The following is a 20,659-nucleotide window of genomic DNA, read 5'->3' as shown; positions in this document are numbered from 1 at the left end:
TTACAGTGCTAAATTCGCGTGTCCTCTGAGTTGGCAACGGCCACTTTCTTTTGCTTCAAACAGCGATAAATCCGCCTCACTGACAATATGTTCGATCCGTGATTCTTTAGTCGGTTTGGTGACAACATAACCCACACTGATGGTAACCACGCCGTGTTCACTTTTTTCGTGAGGAATTTTTTGGTCCCGTACCGCCTGGACTAGAGTTTGTGCTACATGCAGACATCCCTCAGCCGTCGTGTCTGGTAAAAAAATCAGGAATTCCTCACCACCATAACGAATTATACAGTCTTGCGGGCGCTGTAATGCCTCTAACAGGGTTTGAGCTACTTCATGCAGACATTCATCGCCTTTCACATGGCCGTAAAAATCGTTGTAACGCTTAAAACGGTCAATATCTACCATGATGACCGATAAGAATTGCTGTTCACGGACAACCTGTTTAAATATGGTCGGGATTTCAGTAAATAAATAATGGCGGTTGTATAAGCCGGTCAGGCTGTCTTTAAATGTTAATTCGGTGAGCAAGTCCAGGCGCAACTTGCTTTGCAGCAGATGTTTTACGCGATAGGTCAGCGTCGATGCGCCGACTTGCCAGCAACGGTCTTGCTCTTCGGATTTGTTTGCGCTGGAAACGAATAACACCGGGCAATTGGCTGTCGCTTTCTTGCTTTGAAGCTGTTTGCAGATATCAATGCCAGATTGGCCTGGCATATTAATATCCATCACGATGATATCTGGTTTGAAATTATCAACGGCGGCGACCACTTCAATACTGTTACTGATACAAATACATCGTAGGGTATCGCTGAGAATAGACGACAAAAGCAACCGACTTGCCTCATCGTCGTCAACAATCAATGCAACGCAGTCTGCAATGTTTTTGCCCGTATAAAGCGGGAATTGAAGGGTACTGTAGGCACTTTCAGTAAACATACACCAACCATGCTGAGCCGTTTGAATTCGTCATTTGATACCAGTTAAAGCTGATGGCTTATTCTATTGCGGTAGTATCAACTGCAATTCTGAACATGCAATCCCGCGTCCGCTGTCTGCAACTATACTGTCCTAATCTGTATAGATGACCTACACTTTATTGAACTTTAGTATAATTTTTGGGTGAATCAAATTTACCGACAGGAAATAATGCCCATTTGCGTTAACACTCTATTATTGCGCAAATAATTATTATTACAGTTATATCATCTGGGGCTGAATCATGGGCTATACCAAGCTATCCCGCGTTATGTATCTCGTTGTTATCATTGTGGTGATAGCGATTGGTATTATCACTGATTCACAACTCAAAAAGTCACTCGATAAAGTAGTGGCTGAAGATGCCAATAATAATCTTCGCGAAATCGATGGCATGATTACCCATGAATACGAGTCTTTCCTTGACGAAATTGCCTTCCTGTACACTACGCCGCCGATTAGCGGGCTGACGCGTGCGGCACAACACAACGGGATTGACCCCCGTGACGGCACAACTACGGCGTTGTGGAAAGACCGGCTGACTCAGATATTTAAAGGGTTTATGGAAAACCACAGGGAGTATTTCCAGTTAAGGGTAATTGATGCAACTGGACAAGAGTTCATCAGAGTAGATAGAGCGCATGGGCGTATTTCTGCGGTAGATAGCAATGATTTGCAGAATAAAAGTGACCGCTATTACTTTCAGGATACGATGGCGTTGAGCGAGGGCGATATATTTACCTCGGTTATTGACCTTAATAAGGAATTTGGCAAATTAAGTATTCCATACAGGCCAACGGTTCGTTTTGCGCGCCCTATCTTCGACGATGATAATCAGCCCTTCGGAATGATTATCGCCAATATTGATGTAAAAGGCTTACTGGACTCATTGAATAGATTAGTGGGAGATTACATGCAAATTATCATTGCTGACGGCGATGGATACTTTGTTAAACATCCCATTGATGCATTGCAGTACAGCCGAAACCTATCTCCGAATAGCAAGTTTTCAACAACCTACGCACCGGTAACGACTTTGCCGTTAAACCGGTACGGCCAGTATAAGGTTATCCCTAACAATGCGTTACTGTGGGGGATGGGGCAGGAAATTGTGGCTTCGTCAGATCCGTCGGGTGGCGCATTGTCTTCCTATGTTTTTGTGACCGACGATTATTACCAACAGGCGTTAATGACCAAACGATTTGAGACCTTCACCGGTTTAGCGGTGTTGTTGTGCCTCGCGCTGTTTGCGCTGTACCGGCAAAATCGGCATAGCCATCAATTAACCGCGTCTCTGGCGATTTCGGATGAAGCAAAGGCGGCTGTTGATGTTGCTAAGGATTCGATTGTTACCGTAAATAAACACTGGCAAATTAACACGGTTAACCGCGCATTCGAGCGTACTTTTCATGTAACAAGTGATGAGATGGTTGGAGTAACGTTGCCAGCCTTCATCAAGCAACTAAGTGGTACGGATTTAAGCGAAAAAATAGATAGCATGACAAACGCCAGCCGCCAGTTTGAATGCACCTGGGCAAGAGACATTGATACACCAGATGAAAAATGGTTTTCCTGTATGGTGAATCCCATCCTCAGCCCTCACACTAACGCGCGGTATGCGGTAGTTATCAGAGATATTACAGCAGAAAGGCTGGCAATGACCACGGTTGAACAAGCGAATAAAAAACTGGAAGAGCAGGTTGCCTCTCGTACCAAAGAGCTTGAAACGGCGAGGGATAAGGCTCTGGAAGTCAGCACATTAAAAACGAATTTTATTTCCACCATCAGTCATGAAATGCGTACTCCCTTAAATGGTATTGTTGGTGCGACAGGTCTCCTTAAAGCGGAACCTCTCAACACACGGCAGCACAAGTTTGTGCAGATGGCAGAAAACAGTGTGGATACGCTTAAACGCCTGATTAACGATGTGCTTGATTTATCAAAAATAGAGGCTGGAAAATTAGAATTAAGCTTTAAATTTTTCAACCCTGAAGCCTTGTTTGAGAGTATCACCAGCACGATGTCTGTAGTGGCCTACGAAAAAGACCTCGGATTCTATATCGATACCACCGACATTCACTTTAGTTCTATTTACAGTGACCCTTATCGATTGACTCAGGTTATCAATAATCTTTTGAGTAACGCGATTAAGTTTTCCGCTGAGGGCCATATATCGGTGAAAGCATGGAGTACACAAAAAGAGGATAAGGGCTGGCTGTGTTTTGAAGTATCGGATACCGGCACCGGCATTTCTAAATCGAATCAACAAAAACTTTTTGCGGCATTTACGCAGGCTGATGAAACCATCGCAGCCAGCTTTGGCGGCTCTGGACTGGGATTATCAATCTGTCGCGAGATTCTTACGCTTTTGGGTGGGACTATCAGTTTGCAATCAGAAGAAGGGGTTGGTACACAATTTTTAGTCGAGCTTCCGGTTGATGAGTGGAAAGACAAACCTTCCGAGAGCTTCGAAAGGTTATCAGGCAAAGAGATTGGTATGGCTATTGACGCTTTGCCACTTAGCATGACCATTTCCAATTTAATAGAACATACCGGCGGGAAGGTGGTGCGCCTTTCCCAGCCATTTACTGCCGTGACGCTGGATAAACTAGACTTTGTCTTTGTCAACACAAACCATAGCTTCTATCAGGCCGTCATTGATGAATGGATGAAGATTTGTGAACACACTAAAGCAAGGCTCGTCATCATTGCAAACCCTGCCCATCCGTGCAAACAGCCTCCCCCAAATGGAAAAACTCTGGTTGAGCCGGTTTATCGCTCGATGTTTTTATCCGTAGTAACAAACGAACGCATTGAAAACGAGACGTTTACTCAGATTACAGATGAACGCCGCCGGTCAGCGCACGAACATTCACTGTCAAATGAACAAATAGAACCATTAGGGCTGAATGTTCTGGTGGTAGATGACAACGAAATAAATCGACAGGTAGCCTCCTATATCATGGAGCCATTAGATATTACGACGACGATTGCAGAAAATGGTCTGGAGGCCATCGATGTATTGCGAGATGCTTCGCCCGCAATCGATGTCATACTCATGGATTGCAATATGCCGGTGCTGAATGGCTATGAATCTACCAGGGCGATTCGAGCCGGTGATGCAGGAGAGCAATATCAATCTGTGCCCATTATCGCCATGACCGCAAACGCGATGAAAGGGGAAAGCGACAAATGCTATCAGGCCGGTATGAATGATTACATTACCAAGCCCGTCGACCCTGCGGTGCTTTTCAGTAAACTGAATAACATTAAGCAAACCAAAGCATCAGTTTTAGCGCCGGAAGCCGAAAATAAAGCACCTGTAGACCCAAGCTTATGGGATAAAGAGGGCGTTATCGCCAGATTAAGCGGTAATGAAGATTTACTTGAAAAATTGATGCATTTATTTTTACGCGATTATCAATCAAAGTTGATGGCATTGGAAAATGCTGTGAAGTCTGATGACCGCGATGCACTAAAATTCTCTGCTCACGCCTACAAAGGTAACGCGGCTGATATCGGTGCTATTAAGCTCAGTGAACTTCTTGAGGTGCTGGATGACAATGCCAGTCAACTCACAATTGAAGAAATTCAGTCAATATTCACGGAGGTAAAAATGGTATCGAAGTTAACCGCCCAAGTATTCGAAATTTATCTTAATCAAGGTCATTAACATTTATATGTGGTGATTGGATATTAGCCCTTGTTGTTTCTCCAACGCGAAGCTATCACGCACAAAAAAGCCCCCTTCATTGCTGAAGAGGGCTTTTAATATTCAGTTACCTTAGAAGGTTTGTGATACTGAAATACCGATTGAGCGCACTGAGTTCAGGCCCCAGGATTGCTGGGTTGATGCCATACCGGCGTTATTCTCACCCGGGTCAAAGGCGATAGAGAACGGGTATTTTTCGTCTGTGCAGTTGTTACAGAATACGGTTACCTGTAAGCCGTCCATTGTTTCAATACCGGCGCTGATATTAAAGGTGGTAATCGCATCCAGTTCCGTTGATGGCGAACCGATGCCGTAGCTGATATCAGAACGGTAATAAAGCGCCGCGTTTACAAAGCCATACATGTCCTCGGTTAACTCACGCTCGTACTTAGCCTGCAGGTTTGAGGTAAAGTCTGCGGCTAACGGTGTGGAGTAACCCGAAGCATCAAAGAACGCGTCATCCGGCCCACACTCTGTAGAATCCGGTGTACAGGAAGCGGCGTCAAATTCATCAAACGAAGAATCCAGTACCGAGGCTTCCCAGTATACCGTGAGGTTGTCAGACACCATGGCACGTGCTGAAATCTCAGCGCCTCGTGAGGTTACTGTGGCCGCATTCTGGATAATGAACGCCTGTGCATCAAGGTTAAATGACTGCGCCTGATAGTTATCAAAGTTGGTATTAAATACCGACACGTTGAATATCAGCTTGTTATCCAGCAAGGTACTCTTGAAACCCGCTTCAATAGTGGTTGACACTTCGTCTTCCACGGCGAACGGAATATTGTCGTTGCCCTGGTTGTCGGTATTAAAGCCCGGCGCTTTGTAACCCTGGCCTACTGAGCCATAGAACATCAGGTCATCTGACTGCTGATACTGCATACCCAGCTTCCAACTGATATTGGTGTTATCCACAGACTCAACAAAGCGTCCGCGTGGGCCGCCAATACCAATAAAGTAATCACGCTGCATCTGAAGTACATCGGTAGAGATGTCGTCCACAGTAACCCGGGCACCGGCAGTAGCGGTCAGCTTATCACTCAGGAAAAAGTCAAACTGACCAAAGGCGGCATAACTGGTTTGCACAAGTTCAGTGATAGAGTCATTACCTAAAAATACATCGTTGCTGTAAGGGCAGCCCGGCGGTGGACCCGAAATTTCAGCACCAACGCAGAATGGAAAGCCAACAGCAATAAAGGCGGGTGGGCCTTCAACATCTAACTGGTCAACAATGTCCGAAGTAGAGTTAAAATAGAACAGTCCGGCCTGACCTGAGTAAAAATCAGTTTCAGGGAAAATAAATCGCAACTCATTGGATACCTGCTCGTAATCGTTCACGTTAGGATTATCCACAATGTCCCGCTTGGATGAGAAGTCATTGTGCAGGTTGGTATCACTCTCAAAATAGCGCCAGGCCACAATGTTGACCATTTCGATGCCGTTTTCAAACATATAGCTGATTTCGGCCTGCGCACCACCGGTTTCAACGTCTCTGAACATGGCGCCATCAGAGTTATTGATCATGTTTTCCGGGCCCGGAACAATGTTATCCGCCGCCAGTAAATCTACCAGTTCACTGGCTGGATCAACGTCTCTGAACGTACGGCCGTAGCGTTCACCGGTTCCGTCGTTGGTATTGTAATCGGCCAGCAGGTAAATACTCAGCGGCCCATCCATGTATAAATACTTTGCTTTAATGCCGCGTTTTTCCTGACCGAGATCGGTTCTCACTCCGTCATTAGGGAATACGTTATCGATAAGTGGATCCTGATCAGAGTAGAGCACGTTAACGCGCAGCGCTGATTTATCCGTTACCGGCATGTTGAAGGTGCCTTTAAATATTTGCCCGGTAGCATCGGTAGGCGTGGTATCACGCAGATTATATTCAAAAGACACCTTACCCGAATATTCGTCCAGGATAGGGCGCTGAGTGGTGATATTTACCAGACCAGCAGATGCATTTTTACCAAATAGCAGACCTTGTGGACCGTTTAACACTTCTACCGAAGCGATATCATTAAATGGCTGGCCAGCCAGAGCATTACGACCCAGGCTCACGCCATCAATGGCTAGTGCCACACTGGGGTCTATCGTTTCAGCGAAAATTTGCGAGCCAATACCGCGGATTGCAAAGGTATTGTCCTGACCCATCTGCAGTGTCGGAGCCAATGCCGATAGCTGAGTCAATTCGTTAATATTCTGGTCTTCCAGATCGCCGCCGTACAGCACCTGAACGCTGACAGGCACTTCCTGGAGGTTCTGTGTTGTTCTTTGTGCTTCAACCAGAATAACTTCAAATCCTTCAGATTTGGTTGCTTCTGATGTGTCGGCCTCCTGAGCGTTGGCTAAGGAGCATGCTATTGCACTGGCAAGTACCGTGTATTTGAGGTTTTTTATGTGTTTCATGGTGGTCCTTACAATCTTCAGCTATCGAGCCACTAATCATTTCGACCCCTTATCGTTAATTTGGTTAACGAAAGGCATCTGTGTTTTACAAAAAAGTAACAATTGTTAATTTAAAGCAATCAGAAAGATTTAGAAGTTTACAATTTGGATGCGAGGTATCGATAAAATTAATGCTAAGCAAATTTTGCTTCGTAATATTGATTGAAAGTATTTCAAATCATGGGCTCTACAGAGGTCAGTCAGGTGCCAGGTTGTTGTCGGTTTTTTTAGTTAATATTATTTTAATTCAGTGGTTTATCTTTTTTCCGGCTAGGCGTATTACACTTGTAACGGCGTTGAAAGTGATGCTCCACGGAATGCGATCTGCAGTATTTGTCCATCAGGATTCGGGGCGTTTGTATAGCTTTTATACGTTTTTCTGAGTTGTATTTATAATAAATATGATTAAAATTGGTAAGGCCACCTGTCCATTTGGGAGGGTGAACGCAGTATTTTGCCCTTTCAGATAACTGTCCGAGGAAACTATTTATGCTTGAGACCTGGCGCTGGTTTGGACCAGATGACGTAATTACCCTGAGTAAAATAAGACAAGCAGGCGCAACAGGTATTGTTACGTCTTTGCATGAGGTGCCCACCGGAGAGGCGTGGCCGGAAGACATTATTCAGTCGCGCAAGCAACAAATCGAAGCGTCAGGGCTTACCTGGTCTGTGGTAGAAAGTGTGCCGTTGCACAATGATATTAAAACCCGGACCGGGGACTATCAGCGTTACATTGCTAACTATATAGAGAGCCTGGCTAATCTGGGCAAAAACGGCATCACTACTGTCTGTTATAACTTTATGCCAGTGGTTGACTGGACCCGAACAAACCTGTCTTACACTCTGCCTAATGCCAGTCAGGCGTTACGTTTTGAGATGACAGATTTTGTGGCTTACGACGTGTTAATTCTGCAACGCCCCGGTGCTGAAAACGATTATACGCCTGCGCAATTAAGCAAAGCCAAAGCGCGTTTTGCCGAAATGAGCGATGAAGAAAAAACGCTGCTGGAACAGAATATCATTGCCGGGTTGCCAGGCGGCGAGGGCTCTTATACCCGCGATAGTATTAAAGATGCTATTCGTATTTTTACTGAAATCGGCAACGAAGGGTATCGTCAGAATCTGTTCGCTTTTCTGCGGGATATCATGCCGGTAGCAGAGCAGTATGGTATTAAAATGTGTATTCACCCGGACGATCCACCGTTCTCGCTATTCGGGTTACCACGGGTGGTATCCACAGCGGATGACGCCAGAGCAATACTGGAGGCAGTGCCAAGCCCAAGCAATGGCCTAACACTGTGCGCCGGCTCTTATGGGGCAAGGGCCGACAATAATCTGGTGGATATGGTCAGGGCGTTCGGGCCCAGCATTTTCTTTGTGCATTTACGTAATGTAAAACGTGAAGATGACGGCTCATTTTATGAATCCGACCACCTTGATGGTGACAACGATATGATTGGTTTAATTCGTGCGCTGCTGGCAGAAGAGTGCGGGCGGGAGCCCGACAATCTGATCCCCATGCGCCCGGATCACGGCCATTTATTAGAGGATGAAATTGGTCAGCCAGGCGTAAAACCCGGCTATTCTTATGCCGGTAGAATGAAAGCGCTCGCAGAGTTACGCGGCGCTATTCGTGTGCTGGAACAGCTGAATTAATCTTTATCCCCTGTTGCCGTCAGTACTTGCTGGCGGCGTCACCTGTCATATCTATCTGTCACAACCTCTCCTTACTATTCCGGTAATGTTTTTGGTCAGGCCATCAAATCTGAAATCAAGACCATCCCCGGTGGCTTTAACCTACCGCTATTTAAAAAATCGATAGCATCTATTACAGATGTCGTTTTAATTTAACCTGTTGTTATTTATGGTTTAATCGCTAAATTTTGGCGTGCCCGCTCAAACTGTGCTGATTTTGTTAATTAAATGTTGAAATGATTAAAGAGGTAGGTATATTGGCCTTACCAGATTTTGGTTGTTGCCGATAAACCGCATTCGTCATCGTTTCCTCGTTGGTCAATCGCGTCAGCAATACCCGTTTCCATCTGATTTTCATCGCATTGGTAGTAAGGAGTTTGTATGTTTAAATCTGCTTGCGGGGCAGTGTTATCCGGCTTGTGTGTTATCGTTCTATTGGGATGTTCGGGCAATCAGACCGAACACATCGCCAAAGACGAGCCGGTGCGTTCAGTAAAGTTACTCGCGGATAACTGGCAATTTATGTTAAGCGATACCCTGCCTGAAGGGGTTCTCTCGCCCGGGGTTAATGCTGATGACTGGCAATCGGTGAGTGTACCGCACAGCTGGAATCGCGTGGGCTACTATCAAAACTCAGACAGCGATCATCTGCATACGCCCGATAACATCAACACTACTATGGGCGCCGGGTATTACCGCCTTTCCTTTACGCTGGATAAAGCCTCAGCAGGTTTACAGCACTGGCTGGAATTTGATGCTGCAAGCCGTACAGCTGAAGTCTGGCTGAATGGCGTTCGTCTGGGCGAGCATCGCGGCGGTTTTAACCGTTTTCGCTTTAATGCCACTGCGGCTATTAACGAAAATCAAGCCAACCTGCTGGTGGTTAAAGTGGATAACAGCAAACCTACGGCAACCTCTACCACCTTTGACACGTTACCCATTGCCGGCGACTTTTTTGTCCACGGCGGGCTTTACCGGCCGGTAAGGCTTGTTTCTACGCCTGATGTGCACGTGGCAATGGATGATTTTGGTGGCCCGGGCGTGTATGCAACAACCACACTAACACCGGCTGGTACGGCCGAGGTTAACGTAAATACCCTGATTTCGAGTCTGGCAGAAACTCCACAACAAGTACTTCTGACTACCCGTCTGGTTGATGCGGCTGGAAACGTGGCTGCGCAACAGCAAATCCCGTTATCTTTGCAGCCGGCAAAACGCACAGAGCAATCCATTACGCTGGCTATACCCAGCCCGCATCTTTGGCACGGTGTGAGCGATCCCTATTTATATAAGCTGGAAGCGGTGTTGACCGACAGCGAAGGTAACTGGCTGGATACGGTTTCCCAGCCTTATGGTCTGCGTACTATCGGTGTCGATGCAGATAAAGGCTTTATTCTTAATGGCAAGCCATTAACGCTTAAAGGCGTGGCTTATCATCAGGATCGCGAAGGCCGTGGCTGGGCGGTTAGCCCTGAGGATATTGCTGAAGATGTTAAACTGCTGGTCGATATGGGGGCAAACACGATTCGTCTGGCTCACTATCCCCATGGTCAGCCGGTGCATAAACTCGCTAACGAGCAGGGCATTATTCTGTGGGATGAAATTCCGCTGGTATCAGTTTGGCGCTACGCCGAAGAATATGAAGCGGCTAATCAGGCACTGCTGGAAAACGCGCAGTTACAGCTAACGGAGATGATTAAGCAAAATTTTAATCACCCGTCTGTTGCCGTGTGGGGCATCGCCAACGAAGTAGACTTTGGTGCGGTGTTACCGGCGTTTCTTGGCAGCCCGCCAGATTCAGAACCCGATCCTACGCCGGTCTTAACCGTGCTGGATAAACAGGTGGCAGAGCTTGATCCTTCGCGCTATTCCACCCTGGCTAACTGTTGTGAAGCGAATGCGCGCTGGCCAGCCGACAAAGTGCCAAAAACCACGGGGTTATCACAAACCACCGGATTAAATCGCTATTACGGTTGGTACTATGGCAAACCGCAGGATTTGGATGAACATTTAGATACCCTGCACGGTTTATATCCGCAACAGCCAATCTCCGTGAGTGAATATGGCGCTGGCGGTGCTACCTCAATGCACAGCGATAACGTATTTGGTGGGCCGGTGGCTGCTACCGGGCGGCATCAACCCGAGGAATACATGAGCTATGTTCACGAGGCGAACTGGGCGATTCTGGCCAGCAAACCTTATTTGTGGGCAACCTGGATCTGGAATGCCTTTGATTTTGCTACCACCACCCGGGTGGAGGGTGACTCTATTGATATTAACACCAAAGGGGTAATTACCTACGACAGGGCAATTAACAAAGACAGTTACTATTTTTACCAGGCAAACTGGAGTGATAAGCCAATGGTGCATATTACCTCAAAACGCTACGTTGAACGCGCCTATCAGGTAACGGCTGTTAAGGTTTACAGCAACCTGACAGAAGTGGAACTGCTGGTTAACGGTGAGTCACAGGGCGTGCAATCAAATTGCATAATGGCAACCTGCGAATGGCCGGATGTGCGTCTGACTGGTGGTGAAAACACGATTATTGCCCGGGGTGTTGGCGACAGGGAAGGGGTATCCGATACCGCAAACTGGCGGCTCAATGCTCCACAGGTTAATGCCTATCATATCGATACCGGTGCAATTATGGCGTCAGACACTGCGCCTGCACAATATGGCTCTGATGCCTTCTTTAGTGGTGGCAGTGCTAAGTCGCTGGATAAACCCGGCGGTTGGGGCCGCCCGCCAAAACCAGCGGATATCAAAGACGTGAGCGATCAGCCCATGGCAACTACCTATCGTAGCGGTGAGTTTAGTTACGCTCTGCCGCTGGATGAAGGTAAGTATAAGGTGAGTTTATTAGTGGTTGCACAGGCTCAGGCTGCTGAGTTTATGGTGACGGCCAATAATGCAAAACCCGTTGCAATTAAAACGCCTGCGGGTAGCGAAGACGCGGGTTATGCAAGCCAACGAGTAGAATTTGACGTTGAAGTAACCAATGGCCGTTTGCAACTGGCATTCACACCCGGTTCCGGCCCGGCTGCCGTGTCGGCGATTAGCGTAACACCACTTTAAATTACGTCGTGCTGCCTGAAATGCTCATCAGGCAGCACTTCTTACTGCGAGTTAAAGGGTATAATCGATAGCGATTTTACCAAAGTGGCCAGCAGCCAGTTCGTAACGGAAGGCTTCGGCCAGTTCGGCAAAACCAAAGGTTTTATCAATCACCGGTTTTATTGCCAGTTGTTCCAGCGCTTTTACCATATCCTGTTGTTCGCTGCGGCTACCAACCACAATGCCTTGCAGGCGAATTTGTTTTAGCATCATGTAAGCGGTAGGTATTTCACCGCCCATTCCGGTTAACACGCCAATTAAAATGATTTTTCCGCCCACGCGACAGGCTGTAATAGACTGGGTCAGTGTCGCCGGGCCGCCTACCTCAACTACGATATCCACACCGCCTTCTGCCCAGTTGGCTACCGTTTCGCCCCAGTTTTCGTCTTCTTTATAGTTAACCGTAAAGTCGGCGCCGAGGGCTTTGGCTTTTGCCAGTTTGTCGTTACTGGAAGAGGTAATGGCTACCGATGCACCCATGCCCTTGGCCAGTTGTAAGGCATAAATGGATACGCCGCCAGTGCCCAGCAGCAATACTTTATCACCCGCTTTAATGTTGCTTTCTGTTACCAGTGCGCGCCATGCGGTTAAACCGGCCGTGGTAATGGTAGATGATTCTGTGGCGGTCCAGCCTTTTGGCGCTTTGGTAAACCAGCTTTGTGGCGTAACCACCAGATCGCGGGCATAACCGTCCAGGCCATCGCCGGGAGTACGGCTAAAATCGCCCAGCGTCGGCCCACCGGCCTGCCAGTCCGGGAAGAAGCAGGACACCACTTCATCACCGGGTTTAAAATCTGTAACGTCTTCGCCCACTGCCTCAACAATGCCGGCACCATCGGCCAGCAAAATACGATCCTGTACTTTATTTAAGGTGCCCATCGCGACACCCAGGTCGTGATAGTTCAACGAACTGCCCAGTAGTCTTACTTTGATCTGGTCACCCTGAGGGGCGGCGGGTTCAGCGATGTCAGTAACGGCGAGACCATCAAGGCCCTGGTCCGGATTGGCAGTAATAATTGCTCTCATAATATCAGCTCACTTTTAGTCTTAGGTTGTGATGCAGGCATCCGATGCATTGAAATCACGAAAGGCACGTCGCGATCATTGTTGTTCTCTTCATCCTATCCGAAGGCATGTCTGGTAAATAGGTCCTAAAGTACGAAATTCCCGGTTATTGCTCTCACTGATATGACACTTATCTCACAATACACTTTGTTGCCTAGACAACCAAGTGGCTTCTGCTTAATATTACATAAGTGAAATAAATGAATATGTAATAAACATTGGTGTAATTTAAACTATGACGTCTTTTGCCGAAATCGAAAAACAGCTTACCGCCTTTAGTCAGCGTCATCCTGAATATTCGTTGTCAGAAGCCCTGTTGGTTCGCTTGATCCGGATGCTGGATAAACTCATGGCTGACAATGCGCACCAGCAACTGCGTAAATACGGCTTGTCTCTGTCCGAATACAACACACTCACCATGCTGGAAGGATCCGAAGATGGTCTGACTGTCTCTGAAGTGGTGGCCCTGACCGGTGAAAAGCCTTCCAATATTACCCGGGTTACCGACCAGTTATTTGCCAAAGGGTTACTCGAACGCCGCATCAGTGCCCAGGATCGTCGGGTGTGGTTGCTCAGTCTTAACGAGCAGGGCAGAGCGTTGCTCAAGGAATTATTACCCGATATTTCCAACCAGTTACGTAGCATTTTTGCCGGCGTCGAACAGTCACAAAGAGACACGCTCGAGACGTCATTAAAGTTATTACTGGCCAGTGTGAGTAAAGAGGTAGAGTGAGTACTTCAACCCCAATTCAAAAGGTGATCCAGCCTGTTTTGCAGGGATTTAAAGACAACCGGGAACCCTGGTTATTTGTGTTTAAAACCATGCTGTCGCTGTATCTGGCGACGGGCCTGGCCATGTTGCTGGAACTGCCATCGCCCATGACCTCCATGTTAACCGTGGTAGTGGTTATGAACAGTCAGTCCGGCATGGTTATGGCTAAAAGCTTTTACCGCATACTGGGCACCATTATCGGCACCATCGCATCGGTAACCCTGGTGGCGTTTTTTCCACAACAGCCAGAAATGTTAATCATCGCTATTGCCCTCTGGAGTGGTCTCTGTGCAGCGGGGGCACTGTCGTTTAAAGGCTTTCGCGGCTACACCTTTGTACTCGGTGGGTATACCGTGGCCATGATTACCTTGCCGGTGCTTAACAACCCGCATGCAATTTTTGAAGTGGCGATCCACCGGTTCTTTGAAGTGCTGCTGGGCCTGGCTGTTACCACACTGGTATTTGACGGATTCTTCCCTCGTCAGCTTCGTCCTCAGGTAAAAAAACAGGTTCATGCCAACCTGAATAATCTGCTTACAGAGGTGCGCCACACTTTGGCCGAAGGCGACCATTCAAAACATGCGCTGGCTATCCATCGGGACACTGCGGCAAACGCGATTAATTTTGAAGACCTACTGTCGAACGCGGTGTTTGAAGGCCCCTGGTTAAGCAGTCTCAGTCGTCCGCTACGGCTGAGTAATTATTATTACCTGGAAACCATTACGCACCTGCAGAGTTTGCAGCGCCTTAAACAGCGTATCAGTGAAGACCAGCCAGCCTGCGTTGATGCGTTGGCCGAACTGGCACAGCCAGTCATCTCAACTTTATCTGATACCGAAGATAAAGCTGCATTGTTAGCGCGTTTGCATGATGTGTCTCAACAAAGCGGACAGTTGCGGAATGCCTTGCTTAACAAGTTTGAAGGGCAGGCGCGGACCCAGTTTGAAACCGGCGCAATTCTGCTAAGCAAGGTGGTTAAGTCTCTGACTTTATGCCTGCGGTCGTTGCTGGTGGCCAGCGAACGCCGCCACAGTGATATCGGTAAACTGAATAAAGTCGAATTTTCCCGGGTATTTGACCCGGCCGTCTCTCTGCTCACCTTTGCGCGGACATTTATTATTACCGCCGCAGTGGGTTTGTTGTGGGTTAACAGTCATTGGCAGTCGGGCGCAACCGCCGTCTTCATCGTTGTGGCTTTAAGTATGATGATGGCGCCGCTGCCAAACCCTTTAGCGGCCATTAAAGTGGCGGTTCTCGGCCACAGCACAGCCCCGTTTATTGGCTTAATCTGTTTTATTTTATTACCCACTTTTACTACCTATCCCATGTTCGTGATTGGTACCGCGCCTTTCTTAATGGTGATGTTTTATATTGCCACTATTCCTGGCGGCATAGGGCTGGCTATTCCCACGTTAATGGGGTTTTTGGTGGTATTGAATATTGGCCCGGTGGTGAGTTTGGATTACACCCGCTTTTTTAACGAAATGATGGCGTCTATCGTTGGGGTAATTTCGGCTTTGAGTGGCTTTTTGCTGATGCCAAAAGTCTCTGGTACCGCCGCTCAGTTTAACCGTTATCAGGCAATGCTCGCAGACAGTGTGGTGATGGCAACCCGCGAAGCTGAGACGAGCCTGAGTCAGCGCTTACAGAGCCGGAATCGCGATATCACGGTGCAAATGACACAGAATTTTGCTCAGCAGCCTGAGGCGCTTGATCGCTTTTTAGCCTCGGCGTTGCTGACTAACGAGCTGTGCTATGTGGTATTAGCACTGCGGGAAGATCTGCGGTTAGCGAGCTTTACGGCTTCCCATCGGGACCAGGTTAAACAGATTCTATCCTTTATCAAAAGGCTACATAAGAAAAGTAAGTACTCACAAAGTGAGCTGGTTGCCTTGCAGCTGATGATTACGGATACGCTGAACAGTCTGCCGGATTCCACCGCAGGCAACGGGATTCGCGAGCATCTTTACTTACTGTCAGCCGCGGTTAAGGAACCGCTTTACGCAGAAGAGCATTCTTATCAAGGAGTCACCCAATGCCTTTAGCATTTTCTTTGGCCGGCGTTTATTTGCCCGGGGCGACGTTATTGCTACTCGCCCTGATCCCCGTTTACGTAGTGTTGGACCGAATCCTGGTTGTCACCGGGTTATATCGCTGGCTGTGGCACCCGTCGTTATTTCGGATGGCGTTAGTTATTAGTTTGTATGCCCTGGGCATTATCGTTTTTTTAGGTTAAGTAGTTATGAAACAGGTTTTATCAATGCGCGTTCTTTTAACATTACTCATGGTCATTGCTGCCGGATATGCTGCCTACAACGCCTGGCTGCACTTTACCACTCAGCCCTGGACCCGTGATGGCCGGGTACGGGCTGATATTGTAAAAGTGGCCGGGGATGTATCGGGGCTGGTTACCCAGGTTGCAGTTAAAGATAATCAGGTGGTTAAACAAGGCGATTTATTATTCGTGATCGATCCTGCCCGTTACGAACAGCGTGTGTTGGCTGCTAAAGCCGATCTCGCAAAGGCGCGCGCGGCGGTAAATGCCTCTAAAGCCAGCGAGGCCATCGCGGAGTCAGCTGTGACTGCCAGCCAGACCTATTACGACAATCTCCAGGAGCGCGCTGAGCGTCGGGCAAGATTAAACAAAGCGGTTTCCAGTGAGGAAATTCACGACAGCAAAGCGTCGGCCGACGAAGCCTTTGCGCAACTGCAACAGGCGCAGGCCGAAGCGAATCTGGCAATCGCCAATACCTTGCGCGCCGAAGCGGAAGTAAAACAAATAGAGAATCAACTGGCTCTGGCAGAGCTTGATTATGCCCGCACCGAAGTCCGCGCGGCGGCAGATGGTATTGTGACCAATCTGAATGTTAAACAAGGTGACTACGTCACCGCCGGCGTTGCCAGTCTGGCACTGGTAAAACGTGAGGGCATGTGGGTATACGGCTATTTTGAAGAAACCAAATTACCATCGATTCATGTGGGCGATAAAGCCGAGGTTATTCTGATGGCCGGTGATATTAAAATCCCCGGACGGGTAGATAGTATTGCCCGTGGTATCGCCGATAACGCGGCGGCAACCAGTAGTGATATGTTAAGTGATATTACGCCAACTTTCAGCTGGGTGCGTTTAGCGCAGCGGGTACCGGTGAGAATTCATCTGGATACCTCGGTATTACCAGCAGATTACACGCTGGTGTCGGGTATGACTGCAACCGTAACCATTATGGGTAATGGCGCTTAACCGTGCGTTAGTCCAGGTCTTCGCTGTCGTTAAGTTCGAGGACCGACATATCCTGATCGATGGCATTGGAAATATGCGTGTGCATGGCGTTTTTTGCGCGCTGAGGATCGCGGACTTTTAATGCATTTAATATCTTGCGGTGTTCATCAACATAGGGATGAACACCCAGCTCTCGCACGCGTTTGTGAAAGGTCGAACTGAGTACAGACTGATTGCGTAATTCCCACAGCCACTTAATGGTGGAAGCCAGGGCGCTGTTATTGGTGGCCTGGGCAATGGTGACATGAAACAGTTCGTCGGCTTTTTCTTTCTCCAGCTCTGTGGAGTCTGCCGCGCCCATCACCCTGACCGCCTGTTCAACTATTTTAAGCTGCTCTTTATTGATTCGGGCTGCCGCCAGACTGGCTGCCTCGGGTTCGATTAAAAGTCTGGCCTCAAGTACTTCAAAAGGGCCGGGCACATCATCAAGAGTGCCGGGGGAAAGCGCATCCGACTGGGCCAGCGCATAAATGCCAGAACCCGTCTTAATTTCAACTAAGCCTGCTATCTCAAGCGCAATCATGGCTTCGCGGATGGTTGGCCGGCTCACTTCAAAGCTGGCGGCAAGGTCGCGCTCAGAGGGCAGGCGATCGCCGGGTTTAATGTGTCCGTCACGGATCTGTTGCTCAATCTGGGTAGCAACCTCAAGGTACAGGCGACGAACTTTTACGGCATCCACTTTCATAACGGCTACAGACAGACCTTTGTTTTTGTGTTTTCAAACGACCTTCGAGAATATCGCCAACCACCGAATAGTCAAGCGCTTAGGGATTGCGACTGCTCCCGGTATTGCCGCGGAGCAATGCCGGTTTGTAGTTTAAATGCCTGACGAAAAGCGCGATCAGAGTGAAACCCTACCTGCTCGGCGATTTCGGCAATCGGTAGCTGGGTTTTGCTCAGTAATGCCTGGGCCTGATTGATTCGGTGACGGTTAAGATAAGCCATGGGGGATACGCCCACCAAACGCTTAAAGCGCGCCATAAAGTTACTGCGTGACATGTTGGCGACCTGAGCCAGATAGTCAACCGGGAGATCATGCTGGTAGCTGTCGTGGATTTCCTGTAATGCTTTGCGTAACTGGCGGTCAGTCAGGGCTTTCAGGGCCCCCGTCGGAAACTCATCCTGGTTGGTGATAAACGTGCGTAATGCACTGATAATAATGAGTTCTGCCAGTTGCGTCGCAACGGCAAAATAACCGGGTGCTTTGTCGGTAAAAATATGCGAAATCAACGGCTGGAACTGTTGTAACAGCAGGCTCTGCTGGGCTCGTATTGGTATGTAAGGCGGTAAACATTCGGCGATTAACGAGGCATGGGTTAATTCCAGTTCGAAGGCCACACCAGCGAGAATGCTGGGTCTGCCGCGACTACCCACGGTTACGGTCATAGCCTGACCCAGATGGGCATGAATATCATACTGGTCACTGTCCTGCCCCTGCCATTCCAGCGCCTCGATGGGGGCAAAGTTGCTGGCCCCGACAGAACAAATCTGACATTTTCCTCCGCGCGGAGCCAGTAAAGCATCGCCCTGGTTAAGCACTATCTGCTGGTTGTTAATATTGAGGTGTATGGGCGGGCCATCCAGCAGCGTTAAAAAATAGCCCGGCGCAAAGTCATCCACGTTGACGCCCCAGGGCGAATGAACCTGCCATTTTGAGATGGTGGCGGCATCAACGCTGACAGCCGAAAGGTAGTGACTAAACAGATCCATTAATAAAAACGCCCTAAATATTTAACTATTGTTAAAATAAGTTTAAATATTAGATTATTATTCCGCTTTTTAATAGTTTTGCGGATAACTAGTCTTATTGAAGAGCCCGTATGCTGTGCGTACTCAATAATAAAAAGGTGATCAGCATGGCATGGCAAAAAGGTAAACGAGTCGCAATCGTGGGCGCAGGCCCGGGCGGTATCTCGGCTGCGTTGGCATTTATTCAGCGCGGCTTTGATGTAAAAGTGTTTGAAAAGCGTGCAGAACCCAAAGCGCTGGGCGGGGCAGTTTTATTAAGTGTTCCGGTGCTTGCCGTACTGCGGGAGTATGGTATTTCGCTGGATAATTTTGGCAGTTACACTAAGGTTGAGTTTCATAACAATAAGGGTAAATGCCGGGCCAGTCTGCCGTTTAATCCTAATATTGAGAAGCTTTTTAATATCAAGGGCTGGCACTATGGCGTGTTGCGAAAAAGCGCCTTCGGTAAAATGCTCGATATTATGCCGGATGGCATTATAGAAGGTGATCGCGGATTTTCTCATTATGAAGAAACCAGCGATGGCGTAACGGTGCATTTTGACAAAGGTGAGCCGGTAGAAGCCGATTTGCTTATTGGTGCCGACGGCATCAATTCTAAAGTGTCGGCGCAGGCGTTTGGCGATCCGGGACTATTTCATGTGGGCCTGCGGGTGTGGCTGGCGTGGTGCGATCCTATCGATGGGATCCCGCCTAATTTTGGCGTTATTTCTCACTCCAATAAATATCAGGCAAGCTACTTTCCCATGCTGCACGATGGCAAGCCCGGATATGAGTGGTGGATTGTTGAGCCGGTAAAAGAGCATGCGCCGCAGCCGGATAACGTGCGTGAACATGTGCAGGGTATTCTGGACAAATTTGCCGATCCACTACCGAGATTTCCTGCGGCTACGGATTTTGATTCGCAGATATTTTGCTGGGATGTGTACAACCGGCCTTCGCTTGATAGCTGGTCTACCGGGCGCGTGGTGTGTTTGGGCGACGCGGTACATCCGGTTTCCCCCTATGCTGCCTACGGCATGGGCATGGCGATAGAAGACGGTTATCAGCTGGCTAAATTTATGGACGGCAGGGACCTGGCAAATCAGGCCGAACTGCAAATGGGCTTTGATCAGTATGAAAAAGACCGTGTGGCTTATGTTAACCACAATGTAGAGTTCGCCAGAAAGTTGGGTAATGTGTTTCATCAGCAGTCTGCGCCTATGGCAAAGCTGCGTGACTTTGTGTTTGATAACACATCGATTCTGCAAAAAATGATTAAGAAGGATTACCTTGAGACCCAGGAGATCATGTGTCTTTCACTTAAGGATCTTCACGTTTAACTCGTTTAGTACTGGTGTTTGTATTGAGGGGCTTGCCGTGTGGCAGGCCCTTTTTGTTTGCCGAAAAGCTATTTCAGAATCCCTGCAAGATAACTTAAACTGAACAATTCAGGTTTGCCAGTTAACTATCAGGATTGGTTGTGGATCACACTTCATTTAATGCCTTTTGCCGCAGCTTTAAAGCCACCAGTCACGTTGTCCAGTGGGGCAATTCTGAAGTGTGGAAAGTGGGCGGCAAAGTGTTTGCGCTGGGCAGTACCAGTAAGCAGGGCACACCTGCTTACACCTTTAAAACCTCACCGCTTAATTTTGAGTTTTTGTGCCAGGCCGACGGCTATATTCCGGCGCCTTATCTGGCCAGTCGCGGCATGAAGTGGATCCAGCAGGTGGATACTGCCGGCCATCTCGATGACGACCTAAAATACTATCTCAGCGAGTCCTATCGAATTGTTGCCCTGGGCTTGAGTAAGCGTAAAAGGGCCGAACTTGGCTTAGCGGATTTGGCCTGAATACCAACGCCGCCGTTAACC

The 20,659-nt window shown here is 48.2% G+C and carries 14 protein-coding genes; 9 read left to right on the top strand and 5 right to left on the bottom strand.

Annotated features, from left to right (window positions below):
- The gene (locus BFC17_RS21320; protein ID WP_070178551.1) at window positions 1-936 is read right to left on the bottom strand and encodes a GGDEF domain-containing response regulator; all 936 of its coding nucleotides are present in this window, start codon (window positions 934-936) and stop codon (window positions 1-3) included.
- Between the two features lie 283 nt (window positions 937-1,219).
- Here BFC17_RS21320 and BFC17_RS21315 point away from each other — a divergent pair, with 283 nt between their 5' ends.
- Complete coding sequence (locus BFC17_RS21315; protein ID WP_070178550.1) at window positions 1,220-4,648, top strand: ATP-binding protein; 3,429 nt, start codon at window positions 1,220-1,222, stop codon at window positions 4,646-4,648.
- 111 nt (window positions 4,649-4,759) lie between these two features.
- Here BFC17_RS21315 and BFC17_RS21310 read toward each other — a convergent pair whose 3' ends face one another.
- Window positions 4,760-7,093: a TonB-dependent receptor gene (locus BFC17_RS21310; protein ID WP_070178549.1), complete on the bottom strand. Its 2,334-nt coding sequence runs from the start codon at window positions 7,091-7,093 to the stop codon at window positions 4,760-4,762.
- A gap of 528 nt (window positions 7,094-7,621) precedes the next feature.
- Here BFC17_RS21310 and uxuA point away from each other — a divergent pair.
- Window positions 7,622-8,788 (top strand): mannonate dehydratase, encoded by a 1,167-nt coding sequence (gene uxuA / locus BFC17_RS21305; protein ID WP_070178548.1) that lies wholly within the window; start codon window positions 7,622-7,624, stop codon window positions 8,786-8,788.
- Window positions 8,789-9,208: 420 nt separating this feature from the next.
- Window positions 9,209-11,905, top strand: a complete 2,697-nt coding sequence (locus BFC17_RS21300) for a glycoside hydrolase family 2 TIM barrel-domain containing protein (RefSeq protein WP_083271888.1) — start codon at window positions 9,209-9,211, stop codon at window positions 11,903-11,905.
- Window positions 11,906-11,956: 51 nt separating this feature from the next.
- Here BFC17_RS21300 and BFC17_RS21295 read toward each other — a convergent pair whose 3' ends face one another.
- On the bottom strand, window positions 11,957-12,970 hold the full coding sequence (locus BFC17_RS21295) for a zinc-dependent alcohol dehydrogenase family protein (protein ID WP_070178547.1): 1,014 nt from the start codon (window positions 12,968-12,970) through the stop codon (window positions 11,957-11,959).
- 274 nt (window positions 12,971-13,244) lie between these two features.
- Here BFC17_RS21295 and BFC17_RS21290 point away from each other — a divergent pair, with 274 nt between their 5' ends.
- From BFC17_RS21290 to BFC17_RS21275, 4 genes are read left to right on the top strand one after another with little or no spacing between them, the layout of a single operon-like run.
- Window positions 13,245-13,742 (top strand): MarR family winged helix-turn-helix transcriptional regulator, encoded by a 498-nt coding sequence (locus BFC17_RS21290; RefSeq protein ID WP_070178546.1) that lies wholly within the window; start codon window positions 13,245-13,247, stop codon window positions 13,740-13,742.
- On the top strand, window positions 13,739-15,826 hold the full coding sequence (locus BFC17_RS21285; protein WP_070178545.1) for an FUSC family protein: 2,088 nt from the start codon (window positions 13,739-13,741) through the stop codon (window positions 15,824-15,826). The genes BFC17_RS21290 and BFC17_RS21285 overlap by 4 nt, the downstream gene beginning before the upstream one ends.
- Window positions 15,817-16,017 (top strand): DUF1656 domain-containing protein, encoded by a 201-nt coding sequence (locus BFC17_RS21280; protein WP_070178544.1) that lies wholly within the window; start codon window positions 15,817-15,819, stop codon window positions 16,015-16,017. Before BFC17_RS21285 ends, BFC17_RS21280 begins: the two co-directional genes overlap by 10 nt.
- Window positions 16,018-16,041: 24 nt before the next feature.
- Window positions 16,042-17,022: an HlyD family secretion protein gene (locus BFC17_RS21275; protein WP_217494050.1), complete on the top strand. Its 981-nt coding sequence runs from the start codon at window positions 16,042-16,044 to the stop codon at window positions 17,020-17,022.
- A 7-nt stretch (window positions 17,023-17,029) separates the two neighbouring features.
- On the opposite strand, the gene BFC17_RS21270 is transcribed toward BFC17_RS21275, so the two are convergent.
- Together BFC17_RS21270 and BFC17_RS21265 are read right to left on the bottom strand one after the other, a co-directional pair.
- Window positions 17,030-17,746, bottom strand: a complete 717-nt coding sequence (locus BFC17_RS21270) for a FadR/GntR family transcriptional regulator (RefSeq protein ID WP_070178542.1) — start codon at window positions 17,744-17,746, stop codon at window positions 17,030-17,032.
- 71 nt (window positions 17,747-17,817) lie between these two features.
- Complete coding sequence (locus BFC17_RS21265; protein WP_070178541.1) at window positions 17,818-18,771, bottom strand: helix-turn-helix domain-containing protein; 954 nt, start codon at window positions 18,769-18,771, stop codon at window positions 17,818-17,820.
- 146 nt (window positions 18,772-18,917) lie between these two features.
- Here BFC17_RS21265 and BFC17_RS21260 point away from each other — a divergent pair, with 146 nt between their 5' ends.
- Together BFC17_RS21260 and BFC17_RS21255 are read left to right on the top strand one after the other, a co-directional pair.
- Window positions 18,918-20,129 carry an FAD-dependent oxidoreductase gene (locus tag BFC17_RS21260; RefSeq protein WP_217494049.1) on the top strand — a complete coding sequence of 404 codons (1,212 nt, stop codon included), beginning with the start codon at window positions 18,918-18,920 and terminating at the stop codon, window positions 20,127-20,129.
- A 140-nt stretch (window positions 20,130-20,269) separates the two neighbouring features.
- Window positions 20,270-20,638, top strand: a complete 369-nt coding sequence (locus tag BFC17_RS21255; RefSeq protein WP_070178539.1) for an MmcQ/YjbR family DNA-binding protein — start codon at window positions 20,270-20,272, stop codon at window positions 20,636-20,638.
- The last annotated feature ends 21 nt before the right edge of the window (window positions 20,639-20,659 follow it).

It is taken from the genome of Marisediminitalea lipolytica, from assembly GCF_001758465.1.
GTDB classification, from domain to species: Bacteria; Pseudomonadota; Gammaproteobacteria; order Enterobacterales; family Alteromonadaceae; genus Alteromonas; species Alteromonas lipolytica.
The sequence above is the reverse complement of the archived record's forward strand: the minus strand, read 5'-3'. Positions and strand labels throughout refer to the sequence as shown.

Bases quoted from the DNA above. Each gene is read 5' to 3' on its own strand.
- BFC17_RS21290 (WP_070178546.1), top strand. From the start codon at position 13,245: ATGACGTCTTTTGCCGAAATCGAAAAACAGCTTACCGCCTTTAGTCAG.
- BFC17_RS21270 (WP_070178542.1), bottom strand. From the start codon at position 17,746: ATGAAAGTGGATGCCGTAAAAGTTCGTCGCCTGTACCTTGAGGTTGCT.
- BFC17_RS21280 (WP_070178544.1), top strand. From the start codon at position 15,817: ATGCCTTTAGCATTTTCTTTGGCCGGCGTTTATTTGCCCGGGGCGACG.
- BFC17_RS21275 (WP_217494050.1), top strand. From the start codon at position 16,042: ATGCGCGTTCTTTTAACATTACTCATGGTCATTGCTGCCGGATATGCT.
- uxuA (WP_070178548.1), top strand. From the start codon at position 7,622: ATGCTTGAGACCTGGCGCTGGTTTGGACCAGATGACGTAATTACCCTG.
- BFC17_RS21310 (WP_070178549.1), bottom strand. From the start codon at position 7,093: ATGAAACACATAAAAAACCTCAAATACACGGTACTTGCCAGTGCAATA.
- BFC17_RS21320 (WP_070178551.1), bottom strand. From the start codon at position 936: ATGTTTACTGAAAGTGCCTACAGTACCCTTCAATTCCCGCTTTATACG.
- BFC17_RS21295 (WP_070178547.1), bottom strand. From the start codon at position 12,970: ATGAGAGCAATTATTACTGCCAATCCGGACCAGGGCCTTGATGGTCTC.
- BFC17_RS21300 (WP_083271888.1), top strand. From the start codon at position 9,209: ATGTTTAAATCTGCTTGCGGGGCAGTGTTATCCGGCTTGTGTGTTATC.
- BFC17_RS21260 (WP_217494049.1), top strand. From the start codon at position 18,918: ATGGCATGGCAAAAAGGTAAACGAGTCGCAATCGTGGGCGCAGGCCCG.
- BFC17_RS21265 (WP_070178541.1), bottom strand. From the start codon at position 18,771: ATGGATCTGTTTAGTCACTACCTTTCGGCTGTCAGCGTTGATGCCGCC.
- BFC17_RS21315 (WP_070178550.1), top strand. From the start codon at position 1,220: ATGGGCTATACCAAGCTATCCCGCGTTATGTATCTCGTTGTTATCATT.